This is a genomic window from Colwellia sp. NW0002-52-1 (genome assembly GCF_057550865.1).
The window spans coordinates 160,152-182,975 of the sequence record NZ_BAAJLU010000008.1; the positions used below are offsets into that span (position 1 = coordinate 160,152).

A 22,824-nucleotide genomic window follows, 5' to 3' on the forward strand; every position below is an offset into this window, starting at 1 on the left:
GCGAATGAACTAACGAATACTAACTGATGATGTGGAATGAAGTCTGTACAGAAAGGTTGTGCATTTATAAAAATTTACTATAAATGCACATAAACTTAATACTATCTAATAAAAAATTAAAGCTCTTTTTCTTCAAATGAACGAACGGCAGGTTTAACCAATATCTCAAGATAAAATGAAGTAGTATCTTCCGCTAAAATTGTATCAATTTCTTTGCTAATCGTTGCTACATGTATAACATCAGCCGTTTGCTCTGTTTTACCTATTTTACAATCGAAGTCCCAATAGTCAGCGCCTTCAGGCAATGTTTTATTACGCTCACGCTTTAAGTATTTTTTAACTTCGTGTTTAGCTGACTCAACCATTCTAGCGAGTTTGATTTTAGGGTGAGTTAACTCGAATGTTTTTTTCATGAAATTCCTTGGGGCAAATAATAGTGCGCTCTACAATAAATTATATAAAGCTAATAACGCTATTTTACGTAAACATTTCACTAATAGCCATACTTCTTCTCATGATAGTTAAATAACCTAAAAAGCTGACGATGAAATGCGATTAATTATAATCTGCCATTATTTTTAATACTGATTGAAAAATTTAGCAGTATTTGGTTTGGGTTTAATTTGAATTTAATTTTGGTTTAATTTTGGTATAAAAAAAGGCCGTTTAATAACGGCCTTACATAGTTACTTACTAGCTAGTTTATATTAAGGGCTTTCAAAAGCGTTTGACTGCTCTACTTCAAATTTCTTTTTCTGTTTAGCGGATAATACGCCCTTTCGATGTGCTAATGCGGCCTCAAGTTTAGTCGAAGCACTTGCGATTGCAGCATATAATTCTTTATCAACGGCGTGAACTGAAACTGTTGCGCCTTCATAAGTGGTAGATACTTCTAACTTCTGTTGATGCGGTTCTACGGTAATAATAACTTCTAAGGTCATTAGGCTAGGGAAATGTTTAGCAACTTTAGCAAACTTATTTTCAATTGCTTGGTTTATACCTTCGGTGATTTCAACGTGATGTCCGGAAATGATTATTTTCATATTGCTACCTTTTTTGTTGTCTTCAATTATATACTCAGGGCGATGACTACAAAAAACAATAGCTAAAATGAACTAAATTGTAATATTTCGCTAAATAATTGAAATAATGAATAAAAGTTAACCGAAATATCTAATTACTTAACCGCTAATGTTTACTTTTTAATCGAGATATTACGTTAACAATAGCCAATACTAGACCACCTGCAACAATTCCGGTAATACCATCGAGTAATATCGACAAAATACTTTCAGATATTGTGCCTAAATATCCACCTATCCATTGTTCAATTTGTAGGAATTGACGATTCAGCCATGAAAAACTATGAACAATAATGCCACCACCTACAAGGAACATAGCAATAGTCCCAACAATCGTTAACAACTTCATAAGAAATGGCGCGAAGATAAGTAAGCCTCGACCTACAGAACGTTGTAAAGCGTTAAATCTTCCTGATACTGATTTTCGCAGCAAATAAAGCCCTAGGTCATCTAACTTTACAATGCCGGCAACAAAGCCATAAACCCCGACAGTAAACGCAATAGCGAGCGCAGAAACCACTAACACTTGTGTTTGGAATGCCGCATCTTGTACAGAACCTAATACAATCACGATTATTTCAGCAGACAGTATAAAGTCAGTGCGAATAGCACCTTTAATTTTTTCTTTTTCAAAAGCTTCAATATCTATATTGTCATTACTCACGGCTTCAACCAATGCTTGATGATCTTCAGCTAATGACTTTTTACTATGAAAATATTTATGTGAGACCTTTTCAAAACCTTCAAAACACAAAAACAAACCGCCAAGCACTAATAAAACCGTGATCAGCGGAGGTAAAAAAGCACTGATCAATAAAGCAGAAGGCACTAAAATAAGTTTATTGAGAAATGATCCTTTAGCAACAGCCCATACAACTGGTAACTCTCTATCAGCTTTAACGCCTGAAACTTGCTCAGCATTAAGTGCTAAGTCGTCACCCAACACACCTGCTGTTTTCTTCATAGCTACTTTAGATAAAACAGCCACGTCGTCTAACACCGTAGCAATATCATCCAATAAGGTTAATAAACTTGCCCCTGCCACATGTAATTCCTTTAAAAAATATCGTTTAGGTTAAATAAGGTTTTATTTTTTCAACAATGACTTTAAGTCAGCAAACGGATTATATGTTGCCGTGTCTTGATTAGTATCACCGGCTTTAACTTCCGTATGATAATTGGCATGGTCAGTATACTTAGCATGCTCGTTATCGTGGCAGTAAATACAAAGTAGCTCCCAATTGCTTCCGTCATTAGGGTTATTGGTATGATCATGGTCAATATGGTGAACGGTTAATTCTCTAATATTAGAATATTCAAACGCTCTTGCACAACGGCCGCAAACCCAAGGATATAGTTTAAGCGCTCGATCACGATAACCTTGCTCTTGACGTTTATAATTGAGGCTAGAGCCTAATCTATCTGAGGACATAATATGAACTTTTTCAGTAATTAATAGCTCATTGTATGAATAAGCCAGTCCAACTGCAATATGGTAATTATAATAAGGGGCATTGTTGTAATAGATGCTAATTTAATGTTGATAATATTATCTCGTCATAGAATTAATCATATCCTTCTGGTCTGCTCTCTTTACTTCTAAACAATAACTTGCCATGATATTTGGCTATAGAAGAATGAGGAACTGTCATGAAAACAGTCGAAGAACAATTATCTAGTTACAAAAGTGTTCATTTTAACAAACTCAATATAAAAACTCACTTTGTTGGCGTGCCACTTATTGTTTGGGCTGTTACAGTATTGCTAAGCTTAAACACATTCACCCTTGAGCTTGCCGGCCAAACCATAACTTATACACCAGCAATAATATTTTTCACCCTTTCAATGCTTTACTATTTAAAGTTACATATTAAGTTAGGCCTTGGTATGTTGGTATATACGGTTATAAATATTTACTTGGCTAGCTTAGTTGCTGATATGGAAAATGCCGTTTGGATAGGTATAAGCGCCTTTGTTATTGGCTGGGTAATACAATTTATTGGCCACATTTACGAAAAAGCTAAACCGGCTTTTTTTGATGATATTATGGGTTTAGCTATCGGGCCGTTATTTCTGATGTCTGAAATATATTTTATACTCGGTTTTGAGAAAAACCTTGAAAAAAGCATTACCCCCATGGCAATAGAAAAACGTCGATTATTAGAGCGAGCAAAATAAAATTAGACGTTAAAAATGAAAGCCATAACTAGGTTGATGGCTTTCACCTCCCCACCCCACCCTCCATTAAATTAATTTCAACTTTATTCGTTAGTAAGCTTTCCCCATAGCCTCATAAAATTAATGTATCAGCATCTATTAACATATCAAACAACGTTAAATATTTAAAAATAGTTATTGACCAATCGGTAAACAACCTGTAAATTACAATTATTGACCGAACGGTAAATAATTAATGAGACGCTACTATGGCAAGGCCAAGAGAATTTGAAATAAGTGATGCGCTAGAAAAAGCTATGGAAGCTTTTTGGGCTAAAGGTTATGACGCAACTTCCATGGTTGATTTGATGCAGGCAATGAATTTAAACAAAGGTAGTATCTATGCAGCGTTTGGAAACAAGCATGCTTTATTTACCAAAGCATTAACACAATATACTGATACAACATATGCACGCATAAAGCATATTTTTACAAGTGCGGATTCACCACAAGCAGCGATGAAAATTTTTTTTGATAAAATGCTAGTAGAACAATCAATATCAACAGAAAATGTCAAAACAGGTTCCCTTATGGTGAACTCTATTATTGAACTTGCCCCTCATGATGAAGAGGCAAAAATTATATTAAATCGTCAAGTAAAAAGGCTTGAAGCAGTATTCACAAAAGCCATTACACATGGCCAAAATACCGGAAGCTTTAGAAGTGATACTGAGGCTAAAGATATGGCTATCGAAGTAAGCGTGTTTACTTTTGGCATTATGTCTTACCGTAAAACAGGTTGTGATATTACCAAAATACAAAATATTACTAATAACTACTTAAAATCGCTTTTAGCGTAATTTTTTTACCTAATTATTGACCGAACAGTCCACAACTAAAAAGGAAAACAACATGAACTTTACTATTTCAAATATAACAAAAGGTATAATCGCCGGTTTAATTGCTACATTAGTGCTTACTGCCCTCATGATGATGAAAAAATTCATGGGGATAATGCCTGAGCTTGATCCCGTTCACATGATGGCCACTATGGCCGCACAAAAATCAGGAATGGAGACAAATATGATGATTGGATGGGTTATGCACTTTATGATCGGAGTGGTTGCATGGGGTAGTGCATTTGCTGTACTTAACAATATTTTGCCTACAAAAAATCAACTGACAAAAGGTATTGTTCTTGGAATAGCCGCTTGGTTCATCATGATGCTTGGTCCAATGGTAATGGCAGGTAATGGATTGTTTGGTTTAGCCTTAGGGCCAATGGCACCGGTTATGACCTTTATGCTTCACATAGTTTTTGGTGTGGTTTTAGGCTTTAGTTTTGAAAAGTTAACCATAAAATCAACTCGCGTTTAACACATTAAATAACTCGCAGCATAACAACATAAAGCCAATCAACTTAACGATTGGCTTTATGCTTAATAGCTAATTAAAAGCTTTTGTTATATTGCACAGCTAACAGTAAAGCATTACCTTCTGAGCTAAATTGCCAATCTTTTTGGCCAACGAATGGACTTAAAGATGTTGGTAATTGACCTAATAAAGCATCTTCTTCGGTAACTAATACTTTGTCACCATTTACATACGCAATAGCAAAATCTACGCTGTCTGTGTCGTTTAACTTATAAGTGGCACCAGCACTATACCAAAGGCGATCACTATCAGGGATTGAAATTGAACGGTGATCTGCAGCCGCAGATTGATCAAATGCTACACCCATTCTTAAGGTTAGGTCTTGATCAAAGTTATAGGTTGCGCCTAAAGCAAAACGGTAAGTATCTTCAAAGCTTTCTTGTTTTTCAAAAGCAAGTGCCCCGCCGGCATAAGCTTCAAGTTTTTCAAAACTAGACCACTGTGTAAACATAATGCTGTAATGAGCAGCCCACTGTGCAGTTAATTGATGAAAACCTGAAAACTCTGTAATTGCGGGCATATCTATCGTTAAATTACCATCTTCTGTTGGAGTGCCTAAACCTGTGTAATCACCTTCAAAAGCAAGCTCTACTTTGCTGCGATAGGCAAAACCAAGTCGATGATCACTATTTATTTCATAAACAACACCAACATTGAAACCAAAACCAAAATCGTCACCTGACATGTTAACGACTTCAGTACTGCTAGGTACTGGTGGAAACACTAAACCAACACCCGGAATGCTGATGCCGTTTTCTAGCACACTACCCGCATGTCTAATAAGTTCGGCTTCGCCATAAACAACATTTAAGCCTAAACCTAAACTAAGCTGGTCATTAACACGGTAAGAGCCACTAATATTAGCATTAATGGTTTTTAAGTCGGTGATACCACCAATAGATCCTGCCGCGTAGTTAGTATCATACTCACTTTTTAAGCCATAATTTGAGTTGATCGCTAAACCATAAGCGAAAGTATCATTTACTGGATTAATAAAGTAAGCCGCTGGGATAATAGCACTAGGTACAACGCCGTCTTGATCAAGCTCATTCGCATCGAAGTCTGTGCCAAGAATATCAGGGCCACTAACACCCTCAATTTTTACACCGGGATCAATATAAGTTGCTGATAACGATAAAGACTTTTTGTCAAATAACGCCATGGCGGCTGGGTTACGGGCTAAAACAGCTGCATCATCGGCGATTACAGCATCACCAGCAAAAGCACGGCCTAAGCCTGAGGCACTTGTTTCGTTTAACTGAAAAGAGGCTGAGTAAGAATTAAAAGCGGCCAAGGTGATTGCAGTGGCGATAATTGATTTTTGAAATGTCATGCTAAGATCTCGAAATTATGGAAAAATATATTTATCGTATTGGAAAACAATGTATTTATCGTATTGATAACTAAGGTAATAATACATGAAAAACTGTATTCTACTTGTAAGTAAGTGTAACTGAAGCATCAATAAGCGTTTGCTGGATAATTTATTAAATAAATCCCCGTTTGAAGTTGGTTTAATCTGCTAAAACATGCAATTAACTAACGGTGCTGCCTAAATCCGTTCTAAAGGCAGCACACTATTCCATGCAAGTAAGTCCCTGCCGATTTCTATTCAAAACGGCCAAGCTGTAGATTTAAAATTGCTATAAAGTTCTATTTTGTGGTTACTAATTAATTGAAAGCATTAAATAAAGGTACCAAGCTTATTTGATTTAGTTAACTTAGTTAATGCTACAGTCGGTTGCTGTAAATGGCATAATGTAAGATGATTCGTTGAATACATATTTCAATTGTCGTGATGTTAGTCTTTCAGCGCTGCGCAATATTGTTTTATTGAAACAACTAATCCCTGAGACCGCCCTATTGGTAGATTTAATATCACATGTAACTTATCTTAATTAGAGCCTTTCGGGAAAGTTACCAAAAATACCATCTACGTTTAGGTTTTTTATTTTGGCAATATCATCACTGTCATTCACCGTATAAACATAAACTTTTAGACCTTTGTCATGTGCATCATTCACAAAGTCTTGGTTAACGAAGTCTATACTTAAGTTGATAGATTGAGCATTAAGTTGAACGGCACATTCAGCATAAGTAAGCGGAATACCTTCAAGTAAAGCACCAATAGGAATTTGAGGACACAAGTGTTTAAATTTATTTAATTCAGGGTGATCAAATGAAGAAACCATAAAATCAAGCTCGTTCCAGCCGTGGTTTTTTATGTATTTATCTATTATTTGATACGTTGCAACTGCTGTGTTTCTTCCCTTTAGCTCAATATTGACGATCACCCTTTTATCAACAAGATCCAATACTTCTTCAAGTGTAGGAATTAACTCACCTTTACCCGCATCTAGTTGTCTTAACTCTGTAAAAGTTTTATCTTCGGTATACCCTGTGCCATTCGTAGTTCTGTCTATTTTATCGTCATGTATTACAACAAGTTCGCCTGTTTTACATACATATACATCTAATTCTATCGCATCAACATTTAACGCTAATGCTTTTTTAAAAGATCTTAACGTGTTTTCAGGTTCATGTCCCATTGCGCCACGATGCCCTATTTTTAGTATCTTTTTATCCAAAATTTATTCCTATTTGTTTCTATATTAGAATTATTAGCGCAATTAACACTATTAGCTTGCCCACAGTTAAATCAACACAGCGTTATATCAATACCCACCTATTGAACAAGCATAAGCAGTTTTAAATGATTTAAGACAATTGTTTTAATGCTTTTTTTAGTGGCTCTAGATGTGATTCATAGTTGCGCCATTGTTCAAGGCCACTTTGATAAATGGGTTGTCGTACCTGCTCCGAACTCGGTGTGCGAACAGCACGCTTATTTCGATGAAAATCAATACAAGTCTGTTCAAAAGGAAGCCCACAATAATCTAATATGCGCCGAACCTGAGTTTCAAGATCCGCAACCACATCCTCATACTGCACTCGTAAAATTTTGCCTGGCAATTCTTTATCCCAATGATCCATAAGCTCAACATAACTGCGATAATAATGTCCAATATCTTCAAGACTATAGGAAAACTGTTGACCCTCACCAAACAACTGTTTAAAACCACTAAAACAACAAGAAAAAGGGTCGCGCCTTGCATCAATAATTTTGGCGTTAGGCAAAATGAGGTTGATAAGGGCAATATGTCGAAAATTATTTGGCATTTTGTCGATAAAATACATGGCACCCTGGCGATGATGCTGGGTTTCTTCGATATACAACTCGCCCATTTTAGTTAAATCATCAGCGGAAATATTGTTTAAAATACTCGGATATTTGGGGTTGTCCTGTGTGGCTTGTCGCCCATTCAAGCGGTGTGCTAAACCAATAATATTGGCCAACTCCATTGTTCCGTCAACTTGTGAATGAGAAGAAAGTATTTGTTCCAAAAGTGTTGAACCCGCTCTTGGTAGTCCGACTATAAATATAGGATCTGGGGCAAGACAACCGGCCGATTTATTTCGATTGAAAAATTCGGCATCAAAATTATTTTTCTGAAATTCAAACGATGCCTCTAGAGATTTACGATCAAACCGGTCTTGCTCACTTTTAAGCTTATTGCCGCGATGGTAAAAAGAAAACGCTTCGTCAAAACGCCCACTGTCTTCTAAGTCTTTGCCAAGTGCAAAGCAAAAGTGAATTTTATCGTTTATAGCTATTGTAGCGCTTGCTTCCTGAGACCGCATTTGTTCACGTTCATCTGCTGAAAATCGATAAGTTTTTAAATTAGCCAAACTCCAGAACGCATCGCCAAAGTCTGGTTTGATTGTATAGCTTTTGCGATATGCTTTAATTGCATCTTCAACACGGCCCATTGTTTTTAAGGCATGGCCAAGTGTTAAATATATTGAATAATTATCTTCGTTATTTAGCAATACACTTTCAAAGGTGTTGATAGCCCCTTCAAAATCTCCCGTTGCTTGTTGAGCATTACCAAAGCCAATTTTGAACGTTGAATTTTCTGGGTCTGAATCTAACAAAATTTTGGCTTGTTCAAGTGCCTTATGAAATTTTTGGCGCTTATGCAGCACATGCACATAGTCCAAACGGGCCCTTTTAAAGTTTGGTTCAAACTCTAAACAGCTGGCTAATAAGAATTCTGCGTCGTCAAGAATTTGAAACTTTGTCCCTAATTCAGCCAGTAGCCGCATAGCTTCTGGTTGATGTGGGTTCTCTTTGAGAAAATGACGACAAAGCCATTCTGCACGGTGTAATTGTTTTTGGTGTATTAGGCTAGAAACAGAGACTAATGCAGGCGGTAGGCTAGAAAGCCAATCAACTCGGTTCTTAGCTTCCTGTCGCATAGGATAGCCTGGTTCATCAGCCAGTACTCGCCAACTTCCAAACAAAGCAGGATTTAAGCTAACCGCCTTTTCAAGTGCGGTAATGGCTTTAGAGGTATTCCCTAGCGCTTTGTGAATATACCCCTGCTCTTGATGAGCCCTACCATGATCCGGTACTTTTAACAGAATTTGGTCAAGGTTTTCCATCGCTTGGCTATAATTTTTTTGTTTACGCTGACAAACGGCAAGACAATAAATCCCTTCAATGTGCCCAGGATTTATTAATAGCATTTTATGAAGAGTTTCAGACGCTTCGTTTAAGTGACCTTTACTAATTAAGCGCTGGCACTCTTTAATCGTTTGTTCAGGTGGGATCAATTTATTTGGCAAAATAATGTCTCAGTAAATATTAAGATACAGCTGATATTATCTATAGAGGTCAAAAAGTAAGAAGGGTCGACATGATTAAACGCCGACCCTTACGCATTTTAAATTATCTTAAAATGCTAATAATCATAGCTTATTCTAAAACCAATAGTACGAGGTCTTGTTGGCGAAACCCTATATACATTATCGGCTGAACCTGCTGCAACTTGCCCAAGCGAGTCTGTAGCATTGTCAATAAAGAGCGTTGCTTTCCAGTCATCTTTACCAATAGAAGCTGACAAATTAACTTGAGTATATGACGGTAACTCAACGCGATCAGCTTCAACTAGGCTATTAAATCGTGAGTCTGTCCACTTAAATATACCTTGAAACACAGCAGAAAAATCACCTATTTCTTGGTAGTAACTTGCGCCTATAACGCCTTCAGTTTCAGGTGCGTAAGGAAGGTTTGAGCCTACAGGTGTAATATTCACCAGTGTATTTGGAATATCAGTCAATTCTGAATCGATATAACTAAATGAACCAAAAACATCAACGTTATCGGTTGCAGCCCAGTTAAGTTCAAACTCTAAACCATTGATTTCGGCCGATCCAACATTGTCGAAGAATGAGTTATTGGCGATACTCAGATCAAGAACACCTTGTTGCATATCAGTAAAGTCAACATTATATATAGCGCCGTTAAAGCGTAATGTGTTATTTAGCCATGCGGTTTTCCAACCTAATTCAACACTGACTACATCATCGGTATCAAACGTAGCCGGGATCCCGCCAGTACCAACTGAGCGGTTAAATCCGCCGCCTCTAAAGCCTTCAGAATACGTAGCGTAGAACATTGCATCAGCATTCATTTTCCAGCGGATATTCGCTTTGTAAATGGTTCCTGATATGGTTGAAGGAGTCAAACCTTCTAATCTTGAATCTACATTTGTTCCAGCATCAGCTTCTGGTCCAGACGCTCGTTGGCCAAAAGGCGATTGCCCCATTAAGCCCATTTCAATGTCATAGCGACGGGCACCAACTGTTACGGTTACATCTTCAGTAACATCATAAGCAAGTTCACCAAATACTGATATCTCTTCACGATCTGCTTGGTAATCATTGAAGTAGGTTACGCCGGCAGGTCGAGCACTGCCGTCTGTATTAGTGAAAGCGCCTGGTATCGGAAAGTTTGGCGAGAAACCAGCTGCAATAGAGCCAGCATAGTTAAAATCGGTTAAAGTGTTAAGTTGTTGATCATCATAAAACACACCACCAATCGCTCTAAAACGATCATTAGCATTTGTTGCAACACGAATTTCGTGCACGCTACGTTCCGTTTCAAATTGTTCAGAAGTCGTCATCACAGGACTAAAACATTCATCATAACCTGGGTAACTACAAATGTAGTAAGGAACAAAAGGGCCTATTTCAATATAAGCGGTATAATCTGTATTACCTTGGAAAGTTCGGCTGGTGAATGAGCCATTATAGATAACTTCTAGTCCACCAAGCATGCCATTCACAGTCCATTGTGTCAGGTCTACCTTGTCATCGCCGTCAGTAGGAGAGAAAGTCGAAACATTTAAGTCATCTTCAGAACTAATAGTGGGATCGTATTCGAAAGAGCCTTCGGTATCTAGCTGTTGACTTGTGTGCTGTACTAACAAATCCCATTCGTTATTGATTTGCCATAATGCACTGACTCTCATGCCGCGGTATGTCGCTTCATTGTAATCGTCTTTTGCAAGCGTGGCGTTACTTACTTCCTGTCGAGACGAAGGTACACTTCCACCCAACGCTGGATTAGTCAATGGTAATTGCGTCGTGGCAAGAGGATTATCTATGAAGCCAGCATCTGTAGAGTTATAAGCAGCAACACGAATTGCAAATTTATCGTCTACAATAGGAACATTAATATAACCTTCAGATTTATTACTTATGCCACCGCTCTTAGTAGATGACATACCTATTTGACCACCAGCTCTAAATTCGTCCAATACTGGTTTATTCGTAATAAGGCGCACAGTACCCGCTTGTGAGCTGGCACCAAATAATGTGCCTTGAGGGCCTTTTAACACTTCAATGCGTTGCAAATCAACTGCATATAAATCTATATTACGACCGGGTGTAGTTACTGGTGCTTCATCAAGATAAGTGGCAACACTTGGTTCGCCACCAATGCCGGCAAGTCTAACATCGGCACGACCTGCCGATACACCACGGATATATGTTTCTTGTTTACCTGGTCCTTGGCCTTCAGAGCTTACACCTGGTAGCATTGCGATGTAATCGCCAAAGCTATCAACACCTAACGCTTGAAGTTTTGCACCACTCATTGTTTGTACAGCGAGTGGTACCGTTTGTTGATTCTCTGATCTTCGAGTGGAAGTAACGACAATAGTTTCAATTTGACGTTCAGTCTCAACTTCTTTTTTTTCTAGATTACTATTTTCTTGAGCTTGTACGTTGCCATTGCATAATGCGAGTGTTATCGCCATAGTCAATGCTGTTTTAACCGGTCGGTTTATTTGATACATGTGTATCCTCTTTTATTATCTTGGTTGATTATCTTGGTTGATTATCTTCATACGACGTAGTGAGCTTTAATTGGCGCTAGGGAAATTAATATATTGATTTTGATGCAAAGCATTTATCGACAACAACATCCCTTTATCTATTACCTCCTACCTCTTCACGACATACCGTTACAAATAAATAGATAACGGCAGTCGCATAACATTTTCTGTCTTATAGTTTCATGACTTTATACGATAGTAATTTTACGCTACAGCATACTACAATATTTAAAAGATTACTGAATATAGGCAAAATAAACTGCAATCTTCGGTGAAAAACGCCTATTTAGCTGAAGTTCTTGTTGAACAGTTTAACAAAATTACTTCAGCGAATAGTGACTAAATATTTAAAGGCACTAAAAATTTTAGGTCATTAACGCTTAATTAACGTTTAAGTAAAGCTTCTCCTAATTTTGCCGCTTTATATTCAGCATGCATAAATGCCCAAACTGAGATAATGCCAACAGAAGAAATTAATATCAGCATGTTCATAAAGCTAGACCAGCCACCCACACTATCTGCCAATCTTCCCCCGATAAAAGCAAACATTGCACTTGCTGCAAAACCGAAAGCATCAATCAAACTCACCAACTTTGCACTATGCGGCCCACCGTATTCGATAGAAAATATTGACATCGGCAAGTAATAAGCTGGAGAAATTGAAAAGGCAAACAAGAATATTGCGCCTAGCGCCACAAAGTAATTAACTTCAACACTCAAATTAAACCAATATAGGTATTTCAAGGTAAGTACACTTAATAAACTAAGCGTCATTGCTATAGTCAATACAGTACGGATCCCCTTTTTTGAAAAACGGTCATAAAATGCTATAGAAGCTAACAGCCCAACCAAAGAACCTATGGGGAATATAGTAGAGGCCATTGCTGCCTGCGATGGTGATAATTGATACGTTTCCATCAGATAAACCGACACAAAGTCTAAAAAGGCCATCATACAAGTAAGCATCATTAACATGAGTACTACCAACCAAACTCTTGGGCTTTTCACAAATGCCAACATACCACCCATCATGCTAGTGCCATTTAGCGGATGGTTGTATTTGTTATCAATCGCTTGTTTTGATGCTATAGCCAACGCGATTCCTTCTTCACTAGTATCGGTATTATTACTTTCATTGTCTCTGAAAAAATTAGGATTTTCCGGCTTCTCCTTCAAGAAAAAATAACAGCCAATAAAAATAACGAGTGCAAAAGCCGCAGCGATAAAGGCTACAGTTCGCCAATGCATAAAACTCAGCAACCAACCGAAAAATAGTGTAGCTAACACTACACTAAATCTAGAACTGGTAGAAATAATGCTCCACACTCGTCCGTAATGATGCGGGTGATACCATTCTCCAACCAACTTAGTCATACCAGGCCAGCCTGAAGACTTTGTACAATAAAGTAGAAATGAAAACCCGGTGAAAGCCATTACATTAGGCGAAAGTCCAAAAGCTATAACAAACAGCGCAGTAAGGAAAATACCGATTAAAAAAGTAAAGCGCCCGCCAATTTTATCAGCAAGAGGTCCCCAAATGAGCTTTCCAACCAGCGCACCTAAGGTGCCATAAGCGGCGAAATCACCGATATTAGTTTTTGTTAAGCCTAAAGTATCGTCAGCAAGCATAGCCGGACTTAAAATAGTAATCATTTGGCGGCAGATCATCATGGCGGCATAACCAAGATACATGGCGATTAAAATATTTAATTGTTGTGGAGGTCGAATAGACATAATTTCTCTGTGAACGGTTGCAATATAGTTGACTAGGCTTCTATAAAGCTAGGGTTCTTTTGGGGTTAATTGTTATTGTTATTGTTTAAACGAGGTATGTTACTCATTAGCTTACGTTAAATTACGCATAAACAGTCAGCGCTAGATGATACTAAACTTAACCAAAATAAGGAAACTTCTATAAGTTAAATTTTTGTTAAATAAATATTACTTAAAAAAATTCTATTCTGAGTATCCGTAATGTATAAAAATTCCGTGGGCGGTGGAAATAAATTAAAATTTTGTAAACCAACAATACGGTTAAATTTTTATCCAAATATTATAACAAATTCACTAAAACCATCGTTGAGTTCAAAATATGTGATTGATGCTTACATTGATCTAAACCAGTAAATAATACCAATTGATATAAACAATCGATCAATTTTAAACGAGGATAAATTTTCAGTAGCAAGGCGCTTGATTGATTCTTACATGGATGTAAGTCATTAGAGCAATGCAGGAGCATATTGTCGAGCAATAGCAGGCTATTAGGATTGAAAGCAACGTAGATACTGGATATTTAAAACGCTTTAGAATGATCGATTGTTTATATCAATTGGTATTAGTCTGTAGTTATCGCTAGAGAGTTATTTAAATAAAATTGTAATTGATAAAGACTTTTAGAGAAATGGAGTTACAAAAGTTTTGGATTTACTGAATAGATATTTCAATATAAAGATGGTACCCGGGGCCGGACTTGAACCGGCACGCTCTTACAAGCGAGGGATTTTAAATCCCTTGTGTCTACCAATTCCACCACCCGGGCAACGAGGAGCATTTTTAACGTAATCTTGGTAACTACGTTGTTTTATTGAAAAACATCAACAATAAAACTTAAAAAAATTGGAGCGGCTAACGAGACTCGAACTCGTGACATTCACGTTGGCAACGTGATGCTCTACCAGCTGAGCTACAGCCGCTTCGTAGAAAAACTTTATACTACTTACTGAAATATTCAGTAATGGTACCCGGGGCCGGACTTGAACCGGCACGCTCTTACAAGCGAGGGATTTTAAATCCCTTGTGTCTACCAATTCCACCACCCGGGCAACGAGAAGTATTTTTTTATAGTAGAGATTGGTTCCCTACTTGATAGTAAAAACTATCGAAATTGGAGCGGCTAACGAGACTCGAACTCGTGACATTCACGTTGGCAACGTGATGCTCTACCAGCTGAGCTACAGCCGCTTCATAGAGCTAGTTTATATTAAAAAAGCTTTCACACATGTTTTAAAATTTGGAGCGGCTAACGAGACTCGAACTCGTGACATTCACGTTGGCAACGTGATGCTCTACCAGCTGAGCTACAGCCGCTTCATTTTAAAACTATCTATACATATGCCAATATGTATTAACACCCCTACTGCATTAATGAAATGGTACCCGGGGCCGGACTTGAACCGGCACGCTCTTACAAGCGAGGGATTTTAAATCCCTTGTGTCTACCAATTCCACCACCCGGGCAATGTGGAGGCGGGTCCCGGAGTCGAACCGAGGTAATCGGATTTGCAATCCGGTGCATGGCCACTCTGCCAACCCGCCAATCTCATTAACTACGAGTAAGGTAGTATTCCTTGAATTTTTCTCTTAAAGAGAATTGGAGCGGCTAACGAGACTCGAACTCGTGACATTCACGTTGGCAACGTGATGCTCTACCAGCTGAGCTACAGCCGCTTCATCTGCTGACTCCCTGTCAACTGGAAACGCATTCTACATTGAAAAACTGATGAGTCAACCCTTTAATATCAATTTTATTTTGACTGCTCAAAAAGCGACTAATATGGTGTTTTTTTAACTAAAATCACGGTTATTTATCACAAACTACTTATTTAACTCTGGCCAAGCGGCTTTAAAGTAAACCACCATAGACCAAAAAGTAAGCACTGTAGCAAGTGCATAAAAACTATATGCCGCAAAAAGTAATATTTCATGCGGAAATTCAAATAAAATTAGTGGGATATCGTAAGTTGGATACCAAATTAATCCCATAATGCCTAACATTTGCGCCGCGGTTTTATATTTACCTAGTTGTGAAACAGCAATTATTTCTCTTTTTCCACGAGAAGACATGAATTCACGCAGTGCACTTATAAATATTTCGCGCGCAATCATTAAAATAGCCGAAACAGAAATCCACCATACTTGTAAGTCTTGAATGAGAATAACTAACGCAGCAACCACCATGAGTTTATCTGCTACAGGGTCAATAAAAGCACCAAATGCTGATGATTGATTTAACTTTCGTGCCAAATAGCCGTCAAGTGCGTCACTTATAGCAGCAAACCAAAAGACCACAAAAGCGCCAAAATGGTTCCACGAAACGGGTAAATAAAACACCACGATAAAAACGGGGATTAAAACAATTCTAAATAAAGTAATTTGATTGGGGATGGTCCACATAATATGTTTTTATATTCTTATCGGTAACTGAGCAAGATTTACAGACATTTTACACAGATCACGTGTTAATTGTCATGCAAGGCGTCATAAATATTTTCTGCTAATACTTTACTTACACCGGGTACTTTTTCTAAGGTGGCCCTATCAGCTTTTAAAACTTCTTGTAAGCCACCTAAATACTGTAAAAGCGCCTGCCTTTTTTTAGCGCCAATACCCGGAATACTCTCTAAGGTTGATTTTTTACTTACTTTTTGTCGCTTAGCTCTATGCCCGGTTATTGCAAAGCGATGCGATTCGTCACGTATATGTTGCACTAGATGCAAAGCTGGCGATGTAGCTGGTAAAGATATTAACTGATGACTGCCAGCTAAAATTAGGGTTTCAAGGCCTGGTTTTCTCGACTCGCCTTTGGCAACCCCTACTAATAAAGGTGTTTTTACTCTATCAACGCCAGCAAAAAAATCTTCTGCTTTGGCTAACTGCCCTTTTCCGCCATCAATAAAAATAATGTCAGGCATTTTCTCTTCACTGGTCACTTTGCTGTAGCGTTTATCTAATGCAAAGGCCATAGCCGCATAATCATCGCCAGGAGTAATGCCATGCACGTTATAACGCCGGTAATCACTTTTTAATGGGCCTTCTTGATTAAACACGACATTCGACGCCACAGTTTGTTGTCCCATGGTATGGCTAATATCAAAGCATTCAATACGAGATATGCCATTAGGTAGCTCAAAGACTTCATTCAATGCTGAAAATCGAGCTTGCATGGATTCTTTATGAGAGTTTCGTGTCATTAATGCCGTCGCCGCATTGGTGCAAGCCAACTTCAGATACTGGGCACGTTCAGTGCGAACATTATGCGACATTTTAACATCATGCTCTGCCTGTTCTATAATCACTCGTATTATGTCTTCTTGGCTTTCAATCGCCTCAGGAATAATAATTTCTTTAGGAACAGCGCCTAAATTAAGATCATTACCAATATAATGCTGACTAATAAACGCGGCAATTATCTCAGCATCGCTCGTATCAACAGGCACAGTGGGGAAATAACTTTTACTGCCTAATATTTTATGATCACGAATAAATAATAAATGAATACAAGCTTGAGATTTATGACGATGAAGCCCTATTACGTCCATTTCTGCGGCAGAACCACTCACAAATTGTTGTTGCTGCACTTTACGTAATGTCGATATTTGATCTCTATATTTTGCCGCCAATTCGAAATGTAGAGTTTTGCTAGCGTTTTCCATGTTCTCAACTAGGTGCTCAATAACTTTTGAGCTTTTCCCTTTAAGAAACAGTTTCGCTAACTGAACCTGCTTTTGATAATCTTCAGGCGATATTTTATCTACGCAAGGCGCTGAACATCGACCGAGTTGATACTGTAAACATGGTCGACTACGGGCGCGGTAATAACTGTCTTCACATTGACGTAATGGAAAGAGCTTTTGCATAAGACGCAAGCTTTCCCAAACTGCACCTACAGTAGGATAAGGCCCGAAGTAATCTCCCTTAACTTTTTTACCACCGCGATGCAGACCTAATTTTGGATGTTTGTGATCGGTGATCAACAAATAAGGATAAGATTTATCATCGCGCAGTAAAATATTATATTTGGGTTGGTATTTCTTAATATAATTATTTTCAAGTATCAGCGCTTCGCCTTCCGTATGGGTCACGGTAACGTCTATCGCTGAAATTTGTTTTACTAAAGCGCGGGTTTTATTGCTGCCAACATCTTTTCGAAAATAACTCGCTAAACGTTTTTTTAACTGCTTAGCTTTACCGACATAAATAACAGTTTGGGTTATATCGTACATACGATAAACCCCTGCTTGTTCAGAAACTGCGGCTAAAAAGGCTTTATGATCAAATAATGTTTCATCATTTGGTAAGGTTTGGTCAGACAATGCTACAAAACTTCAGTTTTTAACATGCCATGACGAATTGCTAAATGTGTTAATTCAACGTCATTACCCACGTTCAGTTTTTCAAACATGCGGTAGCGATAACTGTTAATCGTTTTTGTACTCAACACTAATTGCTCAGAAATATTCGGCACTTTTTCGCCTCGCGTTATCATTAGCATTATTTGTAGCTCACGCTCAGACAAACTACTAAAAGGATTTTCGTCGGGTGATTTAAATTGGCTTAACGCCATTTGCTGAGCAATTTCTGGTGTTATATAACGCTGACCGCTGTTAACAGCACGAATAGCGTTGATCATTTCGTCTGGGCCAGCACCTTTAGTTAAGTAGCCTGCCGCACCAATTTGCATAACTTTGGTGGGAATTGGGTCTTCACAATAAACAGTTAATACAATCACTTTAACGTCAGGCGCATAACGGATAATTTTTTTCGTGGCTTCTAAACCACCAATGCCTGGCATGTTCATATCCATCAGAACCACGTTAGGTTCGACTTTACGACAAAACTGAACGGCTTCCTCGCCTGTTTTGGCTTCACCAATCACCTTAAGTCCTTTTACTTCGTCTAGGATTTTTCGTATTCCAGTACGAACCAACTCGTGGTCATCAACTAACAAAACATTTATCAAAGCAAGTTTACCTTATGAATACTTTATAAAAAGTAGCGGAGTAAAGACAAAATAATATAGCGATTAAGCTGTTAACACAATCAAAATTCGAGCCCAACTATTAATTTAGTACACAAAGCGCACAAATGCTGATTTTTATAACAAGAACTACAGGTCGTTTTTATTTAGCCAGTTATTTAATAAGCCAATTTGGCCATTTTTATATGCTGCGTAAGTTAAACGCACGGCATTACTTAAAATAATACTGTCGTTCCATTTTGTTTGTTCTGCAATCAATTCGTAGCATTTTTGAGCTTCTGGCGAAAGATAACCGCGCATTTCTTTTTTACCTTTGTCTTTTTGTCGCTCACGATAACGCTTTTGTTTTTCTGCATTAGTTAGTGCTTTCTTTTTATTATCCATCAATTACTTACCTAATTTCATTTTAAAACGTTACCGGTTACGCATAACTAATTCTGGCAAATTTAATCGGCTTTGTTAAGTAAAATATAGATTTATTTAACTGTTCGGAGTTGTTTAGCGTACAAGTGTTCGCTAAAGTAACGGCTTTGAAATTATTAATAAATTTAAGTGATCACATGGAACAACAAAACTCGTTCTCGAAAGAAGACCTAGTAAAAGCAGGTACTGGTGAAATGTTTGGCCCTGGCAACAGCCAGTTACCTTCTGACAATATGTTAATGATGGATAGAATTATTAGCATAAACGATGATGGCGGTGAACATGGCAAAGGCGAAATTATTGCCGAATTAGATATAACCCCGGATCTGTGGTTTTTCGATTGTCACTTTAAAGGCGACCCAGTAATGCCAGGTTGTTTAGGCTTAGATGCTATGTGGCAATTAACCGGTTTCTTTCTAGCATGGTCAGGTGGTCCAGGTCACGGACGTGCTTTAGGCGTAGGAGAAGTTAAATTCACTGGCCAAATTCTACCAACAGCGAAAAAAGTAACTTATAAAATTACGCTAAAGCGCGTAATTAAGCGTAAACTCTTTATGGGCATTGCTGACGGCACTGTATCTGTAGATGGCCGTGTAATTTATACAGCTAAAGATTTAAAAGTGGGTTTATTTACTGATACCACTAAATTTTAATGAAGAGCTAACCTAGTTTTTTTTATTAAACATAAAAAGCCAGCATTCACGCTGGCTTTTGTGTTTCTAATTATCGGGTAATTAATCTTAATAAACGTAGAGTACCCATTAGTTAGAGCACAAAGCTAAAAACACAGCAAAAACATTTTACCACCGAATCACCGAGGGACTTCGTCCTACCCCGAGAAGAGCAAAGAACCTTAAAGTAAGATCTTACCCATATTAACTTTTCTTATCACTAATCATTTCTCGGTGTAGCGCTCAGCGTCTCGGTGCCTCGGAGGTAGAAGCCCTTAATCTCTTGATCACATACTAAACAAAGAACTCAGTAGTAAAAAATATAAAAAAATAGACACAACAAAACATTTCACCACCGAGGCACCGAGGGACTTCGTCCTACACTGAGAAGAGTAAAAAACATTAAAGTAAGGTCTTACAATAAAAGTCCTTTATCACTAATCACTTCTCGGTGTAGCGCAAAGCGCCTCGGTGGTAGAAGCCCTTAATCCCTTAATCCCTTAAGCTCTTAATTTTTTAAATACAAAGAGTACTCAATGGTAGAACCACTTAATCACTTAACTTCTAACACAATAGCGCGAAAACGAAAAAGCCAGCAGTTACGCTGGCTTTTGTTCATCCAATATTTACAACATAATAGCGATATAGATTAACTATTGGCGATACGCTCGTCTACAACAGCAATCGCTTGATCAATTCTAGCTAATACTTTTTGTTGATCTAACAACGCTAAAGTAATATCTAATGAAGGAGAATTACCACCACCAGTTGCAGCAACACGTAAAGGCATACCGACTTTACCCATACCGACTTCAAGTTCAGTCGCCGTATCATTAATTGCGGCATGAATTGGTGCTGGTGACCAATTAGTTAAGGCAGCTAACTTCTCTTTTACTAACAACAATGGCGCTTTAACTACTGGACGTAAGTGTTTTTTAACAGCACTGGCTTCAAGTTCAGTAAAATCTTCATAGAAGTAACGGCTAATTTCTGCCATTTCTTTTAAAGTTTTAACACGATCTGCCTGTATTTTAACTATTTCAGCAAGTGCAGGACCATTTTCAATGCTAATGCCCTGTGCTTTCATATGCCATTCTAGGTGAGTAGCAACATAAACAGGATCTAGTGTTTTCATATAATGCTGATTAACCCAAATAAGTTTATCTGTGTTAAAACCAGAAGCAGCACGATTACAATCTTTCAGGTCAAATAATTCAATCATTTCTTCACGAGAGAATATTTCTTTATCGCCATGTGACCAACCTAAACGCACTAAGTAATTAAGAAGCGCTTCTGGTAAATAACCGTCATCACGATATTGCATTACGCTAACTGCACCATGACGTTTAGATAAACGTTTGCCGTCATCACCTAATATCATAGGAATATGAGCATATTCAGGTACAGTTGCGCCTAAGGCGATTAAAATATTAATTTGTTTTGGTGTGTTACTAATATGGTCGTCACCGCGCACAACATGAGTAACTTTCATATCCCAATCGTCAACCACAACAGTTAAGTTATAAGTAGGTGTACCATCAGAACGTGCAATTATTAAATCGTCAAGTTGCTCATTACTAATAGTAATGTCACCTTTTACCATATCTTTAATAACAACATCGCCATTTAATGGGTTCTTAAAACGAATAACGTAAGGTTTATCTTCAGGGTAATCAGAACGGTCACGCCACAAACCATTGTATTTCTCAATTTCACCTTTGGCTTTAGCTTCCTCACGCATAGCATCAACTTCTTCAGCAGTACTATAACAACGATAAGCATTGCCAGAAGCAAGAAGTTGTTCAATCACTTCTTTATAACGGTCAAAACGTTCAGTTTGAAAGTATGGGCCATGAGTCCAAGGTAAGTCTAACCAATTCATACCGTCCATAATCGCATCTACAGAAGCTTGGGTTGAACGCTCTAAATCAGTGTCTTCTATTCTAAGAATAAAATCTCCGCCATTCTTTTGCGCATAAAGCCAACTATATAAAGCAGTACGTGCACCGCCAACATGTAAATATCCTGTTGGGCTTGGCGCAAATCGAGTTGTTAAAGTCATAAAGATCTCAATGATGTATACCCTTATTTAAGTAAGTAAATAAATTAAACAAAGGTTATTAAAAAAGTTGTCGGCATTTTATCAGGCACACGCAGGAAATACACCTTTCACATGTTAAATTTATTAATGTGCTACCTCGAAAATTGAAAATAAAGCACACAAAACCACCACTCTGTCGAATTTTAAAGCGTTCGAGCTAAATAGTTAAAAAAAACATAAAAAATTACCGACTTTTGGTTGACAGCTTTTTCGATCTCCCTATAATACGCCCCCACAGAGAAGGACGATTAGCTCAGTTGGGAGAGCACCGCCCTTACAAGGCGGGGGTCACTGGTTCAAGCCCAGTATCGTCCACCACTTCTCTGGAAATAAAGAATAAGATAGATCGGACGATTAGCTCAGTTGGGAGAGCACCGCCCTTACAAGGCGGGGGTCACTGGTTCAAGCCCAGTATCGTCCACCACTTCTTTTGAAGTGAGGTAGACAATTTAGCGTTGAGAAAGAAATAAGGTCAACACCTTCTACTCTTTATCACCCGCGCCGAATCACTGGTTAAAACCCAGTATCGTCCACCACTTCTGTTCCATAAAGAAGTATAAAATAAAAATGGACGATTAGCTCAGTTGGGAGAGCACCGCCCTTACAAGGCGGGGGTCACTGGTTCAAGCCCAGTATCGTCCACCACTTCTTTTGAAGTGAGGTAGACAATTTAGCGTTGAGTAAGAAATAAGATCAACACCTTCTACTCTTTATCACCCACGCCGAATCACTGGTTAAATATCAGTATAGTCAACCACTTCTTTTCCATAAAGAAGTATAAAATAAAAATGGACGATTAGCTCAGTTGGGAGAGCACCGCCCTTACAAGGCGGGGGTCACTGGTTCAAGCCCAGTATCGTCCACCACTTTTATTTTTAATAAAAAGTTAAAACACCTTCTCCTCTTTATCACCAGCGCCGAATAACTAATTCATGTCCAGTATCCTCCAGAA

Annotated in this window: 18 protein-coding genes and 12 tRNA genes; 8 read left to right on the forward strand and 22 right to left on the reverse strand. The window is 38.1% G+C overall.

Annotated elements, in window-relative coordinates; all coding sequences use genetic code 11:
- Positions 1 to 116: 116 nt before the first annotated feature.
- The 4 genes from AC27H3_RS10275 to AC27H3_RS10290 form a co-directional block, all read right to left on the reverse strand.
- Positions 117 to 413 carry a DUF6172 family protein gene (locus AC27H3_RS10275; RefSeq protein ID WP_487105950.1) on the reverse strand — a complete coding sequence of 99 codons (297 nt, stop codon included), beginning with the start codon at positions 411 to 413 and terminating at the stop codon, positions 117 to 119.
- Between the two features lie 294 nt (positions 414 to 707).
- The gene (gene hpf, locus AC27H3_RS10280; RefSeq protein ID WP_487105952.1) at positions 708 to 1,043 is read right to left on the reverse strand and encodes a ribosome hibernation-promoting factor, HPF/YfiA family; all 336 of its coding nucleotides are present in this window, start codon (positions 1,041 to 1,043) and stop codon (positions 708 to 710) included.
- A gap of 145 nt (positions 1,044 to 1,188) precedes the next feature.
- Positions 1,189 to 2,127, reverse strand: coding sequence for a DUF808 domain-containing protein (locus tag AC27H3_RS10285; protein WP_487105954.1), 939 nt, complete (start codon positions 2,125 to 2,127; stop codon positions 1,189 to 1,191).
- A 42-nt stretch (positions 2,128 to 2,169) separates the two neighbouring features.
- Positions 2,170 to 2,514, reverse strand: a complete 345-nt coding sequence (locus AC27H3_RS10290; RefSeq protein WP_085304965.1) for a YajD family HNH nuclease — start codon at positions 2,512 to 2,514, stop codon at positions 2,170 to 2,172.
- A 218-nt stretch (positions 2,515 to 2,732) separates the two neighbouring features.
- Between AC27H3_RS10290 and AC27H3_RS10295 the strand changes: the two genes are divergently transcribed.
- The 3 genes from AC27H3_RS10295 (at position 2,733) to AC27H3_RS10305 (ending at position 4,616) form a co-directional block, all read left to right on the forward strand.
- Complete coding sequence (locus AC27H3_RS10295) at positions 2,733 to 3,260, forward strand: Mpo1 family 2-hydroxy fatty acid dioxygenase (RefSeq protein ID WP_487105956.1); 528 nt, start codon at positions 2,733 to 2,735, stop codon at positions 3,258 to 3,260.
- Positions 3,261 to 3,508: 248 nt separating this feature from the next.
- Entirely contained in the window at positions 3,509 to 4,099 is a 591-nt protein-coding gene (locus tag AC27H3_RS10300; protein ID WP_487105958.1) for a TetR/AcrR family transcriptional regulator, read from the forward strand.
- A 16-nt stretch (positions 4,100 to 4,115) separates the two neighbouring features.
- Positions 4,116 to 4,616: a YqhR family membrane protein gene (locus AC27H3_RS10305; protein ID WP_487105960.1), complete on the forward strand. Its 501-nt coding sequence runs from the start codon at positions 4,116 to 4,118 to the stop codon at positions 4,614 to 4,616.
- 73 nt (positions 4,617 to 4,689) lie between these two features.
- Here AC27H3_RS10305 and AC27H3_RS10310 read toward each other — a convergent pair whose 3' ends face one another.
- From AC27H3_RS10310 to AC27H3_RS10390, 17 genes are all read right to left on the reverse strand, one after another.
- A complete protein-coding gene (locus AC27H3_RS10310; protein ID WP_487105962.1) occupies positions 4,690 to 6,006 on the reverse strand; it encodes an outer membrane protein transport protein in 1,317 nt (438 codons plus the stop codon).
- A gap of 565 nt (positions 6,007 to 6,571) precedes the next feature.
- Positions 6,572 to 7,261 (reverse strand): glycerophosphodiester phosphodiesterase, encoded by a 690-nt coding sequence (locus AC27H3_RS10315; RefSeq protein ID WP_198946918.1) that lies wholly within the window; start codon positions 7,259 to 7,261, stop codon positions 6,572 to 6,574.
- A gap of 130 nt (positions 7,262 to 7,391) precedes the next feature.
- Positions 7,392 to 9,362 (reverse strand): tetratricopeptide repeat-containing sulfotransferase family protein, encoded by a 1,971-nt coding sequence (locus AC27H3_RS10320; protein ID WP_487105963.1) that lies wholly within the window; start codon positions 9,360 to 9,362, stop codon positions 7,392 to 7,394.
- Positions 9,363 to 9,478: 116 nt separating this feature from the next.
- A complete protein-coding gene (locus AC27H3_RS10325) occupies positions 9,479 to 11,878 on the reverse strand; it encodes a TonB-dependent receptor (RefSeq protein WP_487105965.1) in 2,400 nt (799 codons plus the stop codon).
- 423 nt (positions 11,879 to 12,301) lie between these two features.
- Positions 12,302 to 13,651, reverse strand: coding sequence for an MFS transporter (locus AC27H3_RS10330; protein ID WP_487105967.1), 1,350 nt, complete (start codon positions 13,649 to 13,651; stop codon positions 12,302 to 12,304).
- A 721-nt stretch (positions 13,652 to 14,372) separates the two neighbouring features.
- Positions 14,373 to 14,459, reverse strand: a tRNA-Leu gene (locus AC27H3_RS10335).
- 78 nt (positions 14,460 to 14,537) lie between these two features.
- Positions 14,538 to 14,613, reverse strand: a tRNA-Gly gene (locus tag AC27H3_RS10340).
- 42 nt (positions 14,614 to 14,655) lie between these two features.
- Positions 14,656 to 14,742 (reverse strand) — tRNA-Leu (locus AC27H3_RS10345).
- Between the two features lie 63 nt (positions 14,743 to 14,805).
- Positions 14,806 to 14,881, reverse strand: a tRNA-Gly gene (locus AC27H3_RS10350).
- Between the two features lie 50 nt (positions 14,882 to 14,931).
- Positions 14,932 to 15,007, reverse strand: a tRNA-Gly gene (locus AC27H3_RS10355).
- A gap of 63 nt (positions 15,008 to 15,070) precedes the next feature.
- Positions 15,071 to 15,157 (reverse strand) — tRNA-Leu (locus AC27H3_RS10360).
- Positions 15,158 to 15,161: 4 nt separating this feature from the next.
- A tRNA-Cys gene (locus AC27H3_RS10365) sits at positions 15,162 to 15,235 on the reverse strand.
- Between the two features lie 56 nt (positions 15,236 to 15,291).
- A tRNA-Gly gene (locus AC27H3_RS10370) sits at positions 15,292 to 15,367 on the reverse strand.
- 147 nt (positions 15,368 to 15,514) lie between these two features.
- Positions 15,515 to 16,093 carry a CDP-diacylglycerol--glycerol-3-phosphate 3-phosphatidyltransferase gene (gene pgsA, locus AC27H3_RS10375; RefSeq protein ID WP_101685963.1) on the reverse strand — a complete coding sequence of 193 codons (579 nt, stop codon included), beginning with the start codon at positions 16,091 to 16,093 and terminating at the stop codon, positions 15,515 to 15,517.
- Between the two features lie 65 nt (positions 16,094 to 16,158).
- Complete coding sequence (gene uvrC / locus AC27H3_RS10380; RefSeq protein WP_487105969.1) at positions 16,159 to 18,012, reverse strand: excinuclease ABC subunit UvrC; 1,854 nt, start codon at positions 18,010 to 18,012, stop codon at positions 16,159 to 16,161.
- Positions 18,013 to 18,014: 2 nt separating this feature from the next.
- A complete protein-coding gene (gene uvrY, locus AC27H3_RS10385) occupies positions 18,015 to 18,659 on the reverse strand; it encodes a UvrY/SirA/GacA family response regulator transcription factor (RefSeq protein WP_085304985.1) in 645 nt (214 codons plus the stop codon).
- Between the two features lie 147 nt (positions 18,660 to 18,806).
- Positions 18,807 to 19,061, reverse strand: coding sequence for an anticodon-binding domain-containing protein (locus tag AC27H3_RS10390; protein WP_198946919.1), 255 nt, complete (start codon positions 19,059 to 19,061; stop codon positions 18,807 to 18,809).
- A gap of 176 nt (positions 19,062 to 19,237) precedes the next feature.
- On the opposite strand from AC27H3_RS10390, the gene fabA reads away from it, so the two are divergent.
- Positions 19,238 to 19,753, forward strand: a complete 516-nt coding sequence (fabA, locus tag AC27H3_RS10395; RefSeq protein WP_085304989.1) for a bifunctional 3-hydroxydecanoyl-ACP dehydratase/trans-2-decenoyl-ACP isomerase — start codon at positions 19,238 to 19,240, stop codon at positions 19,751 to 19,753.
- Between the two features lie 667 nt (positions 19,754 to 20,420).
- Here the strand turns inward: fabA and gltX are convergent.
- Positions 20,421 to 21,833: a glutamate--tRNA ligase gene (gene gltX / locus AC27H3_RS10400; protein WP_487105971.1), complete on the reverse strand. Its 1,413-nt coding sequence runs from the start codon at positions 21,831 to 21,833 to the stop codon at positions 20,421 to 20,423.
- Between the two features lie 281 nt (positions 21,834 to 22,114).
- Between gltX and AC27H3_RS10405 the strand changes: the two genes are divergently transcribed.
- The 4 genes from AC27H3_RS10405 to AC27H3_RS10420 all read left to right on the forward strand — a co-directional run bounded on the left by AC27H3_RS10405 (position 22,115) and on the right by AC27H3_RS10420 (position 22,738).
- Positions 22,115 to 22,190 (forward strand) — tRNA-Val (locus AC27H3_RS10405).
- Between the two features lie 30 nt (positions 22,191 to 22,220).
- Positions 22,221 to 22,296: transfer RNA gene (locus tag AC27H3_RS10410), tRNA-Val, on the forward strand.
- A gap of 145 nt (positions 22,297 to 22,441) precedes the next feature.
- Positions 22,442 to 22,517, forward strand: a tRNA-Val gene (locus AC27H3_RS10415).
- 145 nt (positions 22,518 to 22,662) lie between these two features.
- A tRNA-Val gene (locus tag AC27H3_RS10420) sits at positions 22,663 to 22,738 on the forward strand.
- Positions 22,739 to 22,824 lie beyond the last annotated feature (86 nt).

What these genes read in the sequence shown, in the direction of transcription:
- gltX (WP_487105971.1), bottom strand. Translation starts at nt 21,833, where the DNA reads ATGACTTTAACAACTCGATTTGCGCCAAGCCCAACAGGATATTTACAT.
- AC27H3_RS10390 (WP_198946919.1), bottom strand. Translation starts at nt 19,061, where the DNA reads ATGGATAATAAAAAGAAAGCACTAACTAATGCAGAAAAACAAAAGCGT.
- AC27H3_RS10300 (WP_487105958.1), top strand. Translation starts at nt 3,509, where the DNA reads ATGGCAAGGCCAAGAGAATTTGAAATAAGTGATGCGCTAGAAAAAGCT.
- AC27H3_RS10325 (WP_487105965.1), bottom strand. Translation starts at nt 11,878, where the DNA reads ATGTATCAAATAAACCGACCGGTTAAAACAGCATTGACTATGGCGATA.
- hpf (WP_487105952.1), bottom strand. Translation starts at nt 1,043, where the DNA reads ATGAAAATAATCATTTCCGGACATCACGTTGAAATCACCGAAGGTATA.
- AC27H3_RS10310 (WP_487105962.1), bottom strand. Translation starts at nt 6,006, where the DNA reads ATGACATTTCAAAAATCAATTATCGCCACTGCAATCACCTTGGCCGCT.
- fabA (WP_085304989.1), top strand. Translation starts at nt 19,238, where the DNA reads ATGGAACAACAAAACTCGTTCTCGAAAGAAGACCTAGTAAAAGCAGGT.
- AC27H3_RS10330 (WP_487105967.1), bottom strand. Translation starts at nt 13,651, where the DNA reads ATGTCTATTCGACCTCCACAACAATTAAATATTTTAATCGCCATGTAT.
- AC27H3_RS10295 (WP_487105956.1), top strand. Translation starts at nt 2,733, where the DNA reads ATGAAAACAGTCGAAGAACAATTATCTAGTTACAAAAGTGTTCATTTT.
- AC27H3_RS10275 (WP_487105950.1), bottom strand. Translation starts at nt 413, where the DNA reads ATGAAAAAAACATTCGAGTTAACTCACCCTAAAATCAAACTCGCTAGA.
- pgsA (WP_101685963.1), bottom strand. Translation starts at nt 16,093, where the DNA reads ATGTGGACCATCCCCAATCAAATTACTTTATTTAGAATTGTTTTAATC.
- AC27H3_RS10290 (WP_085304965.1), bottom strand. Translation starts at nt 2,514, where the DNA reads ATGTCCTCAGATAGATTAGGCTCTAGCCTCAATTATAAACGTCAAGAG.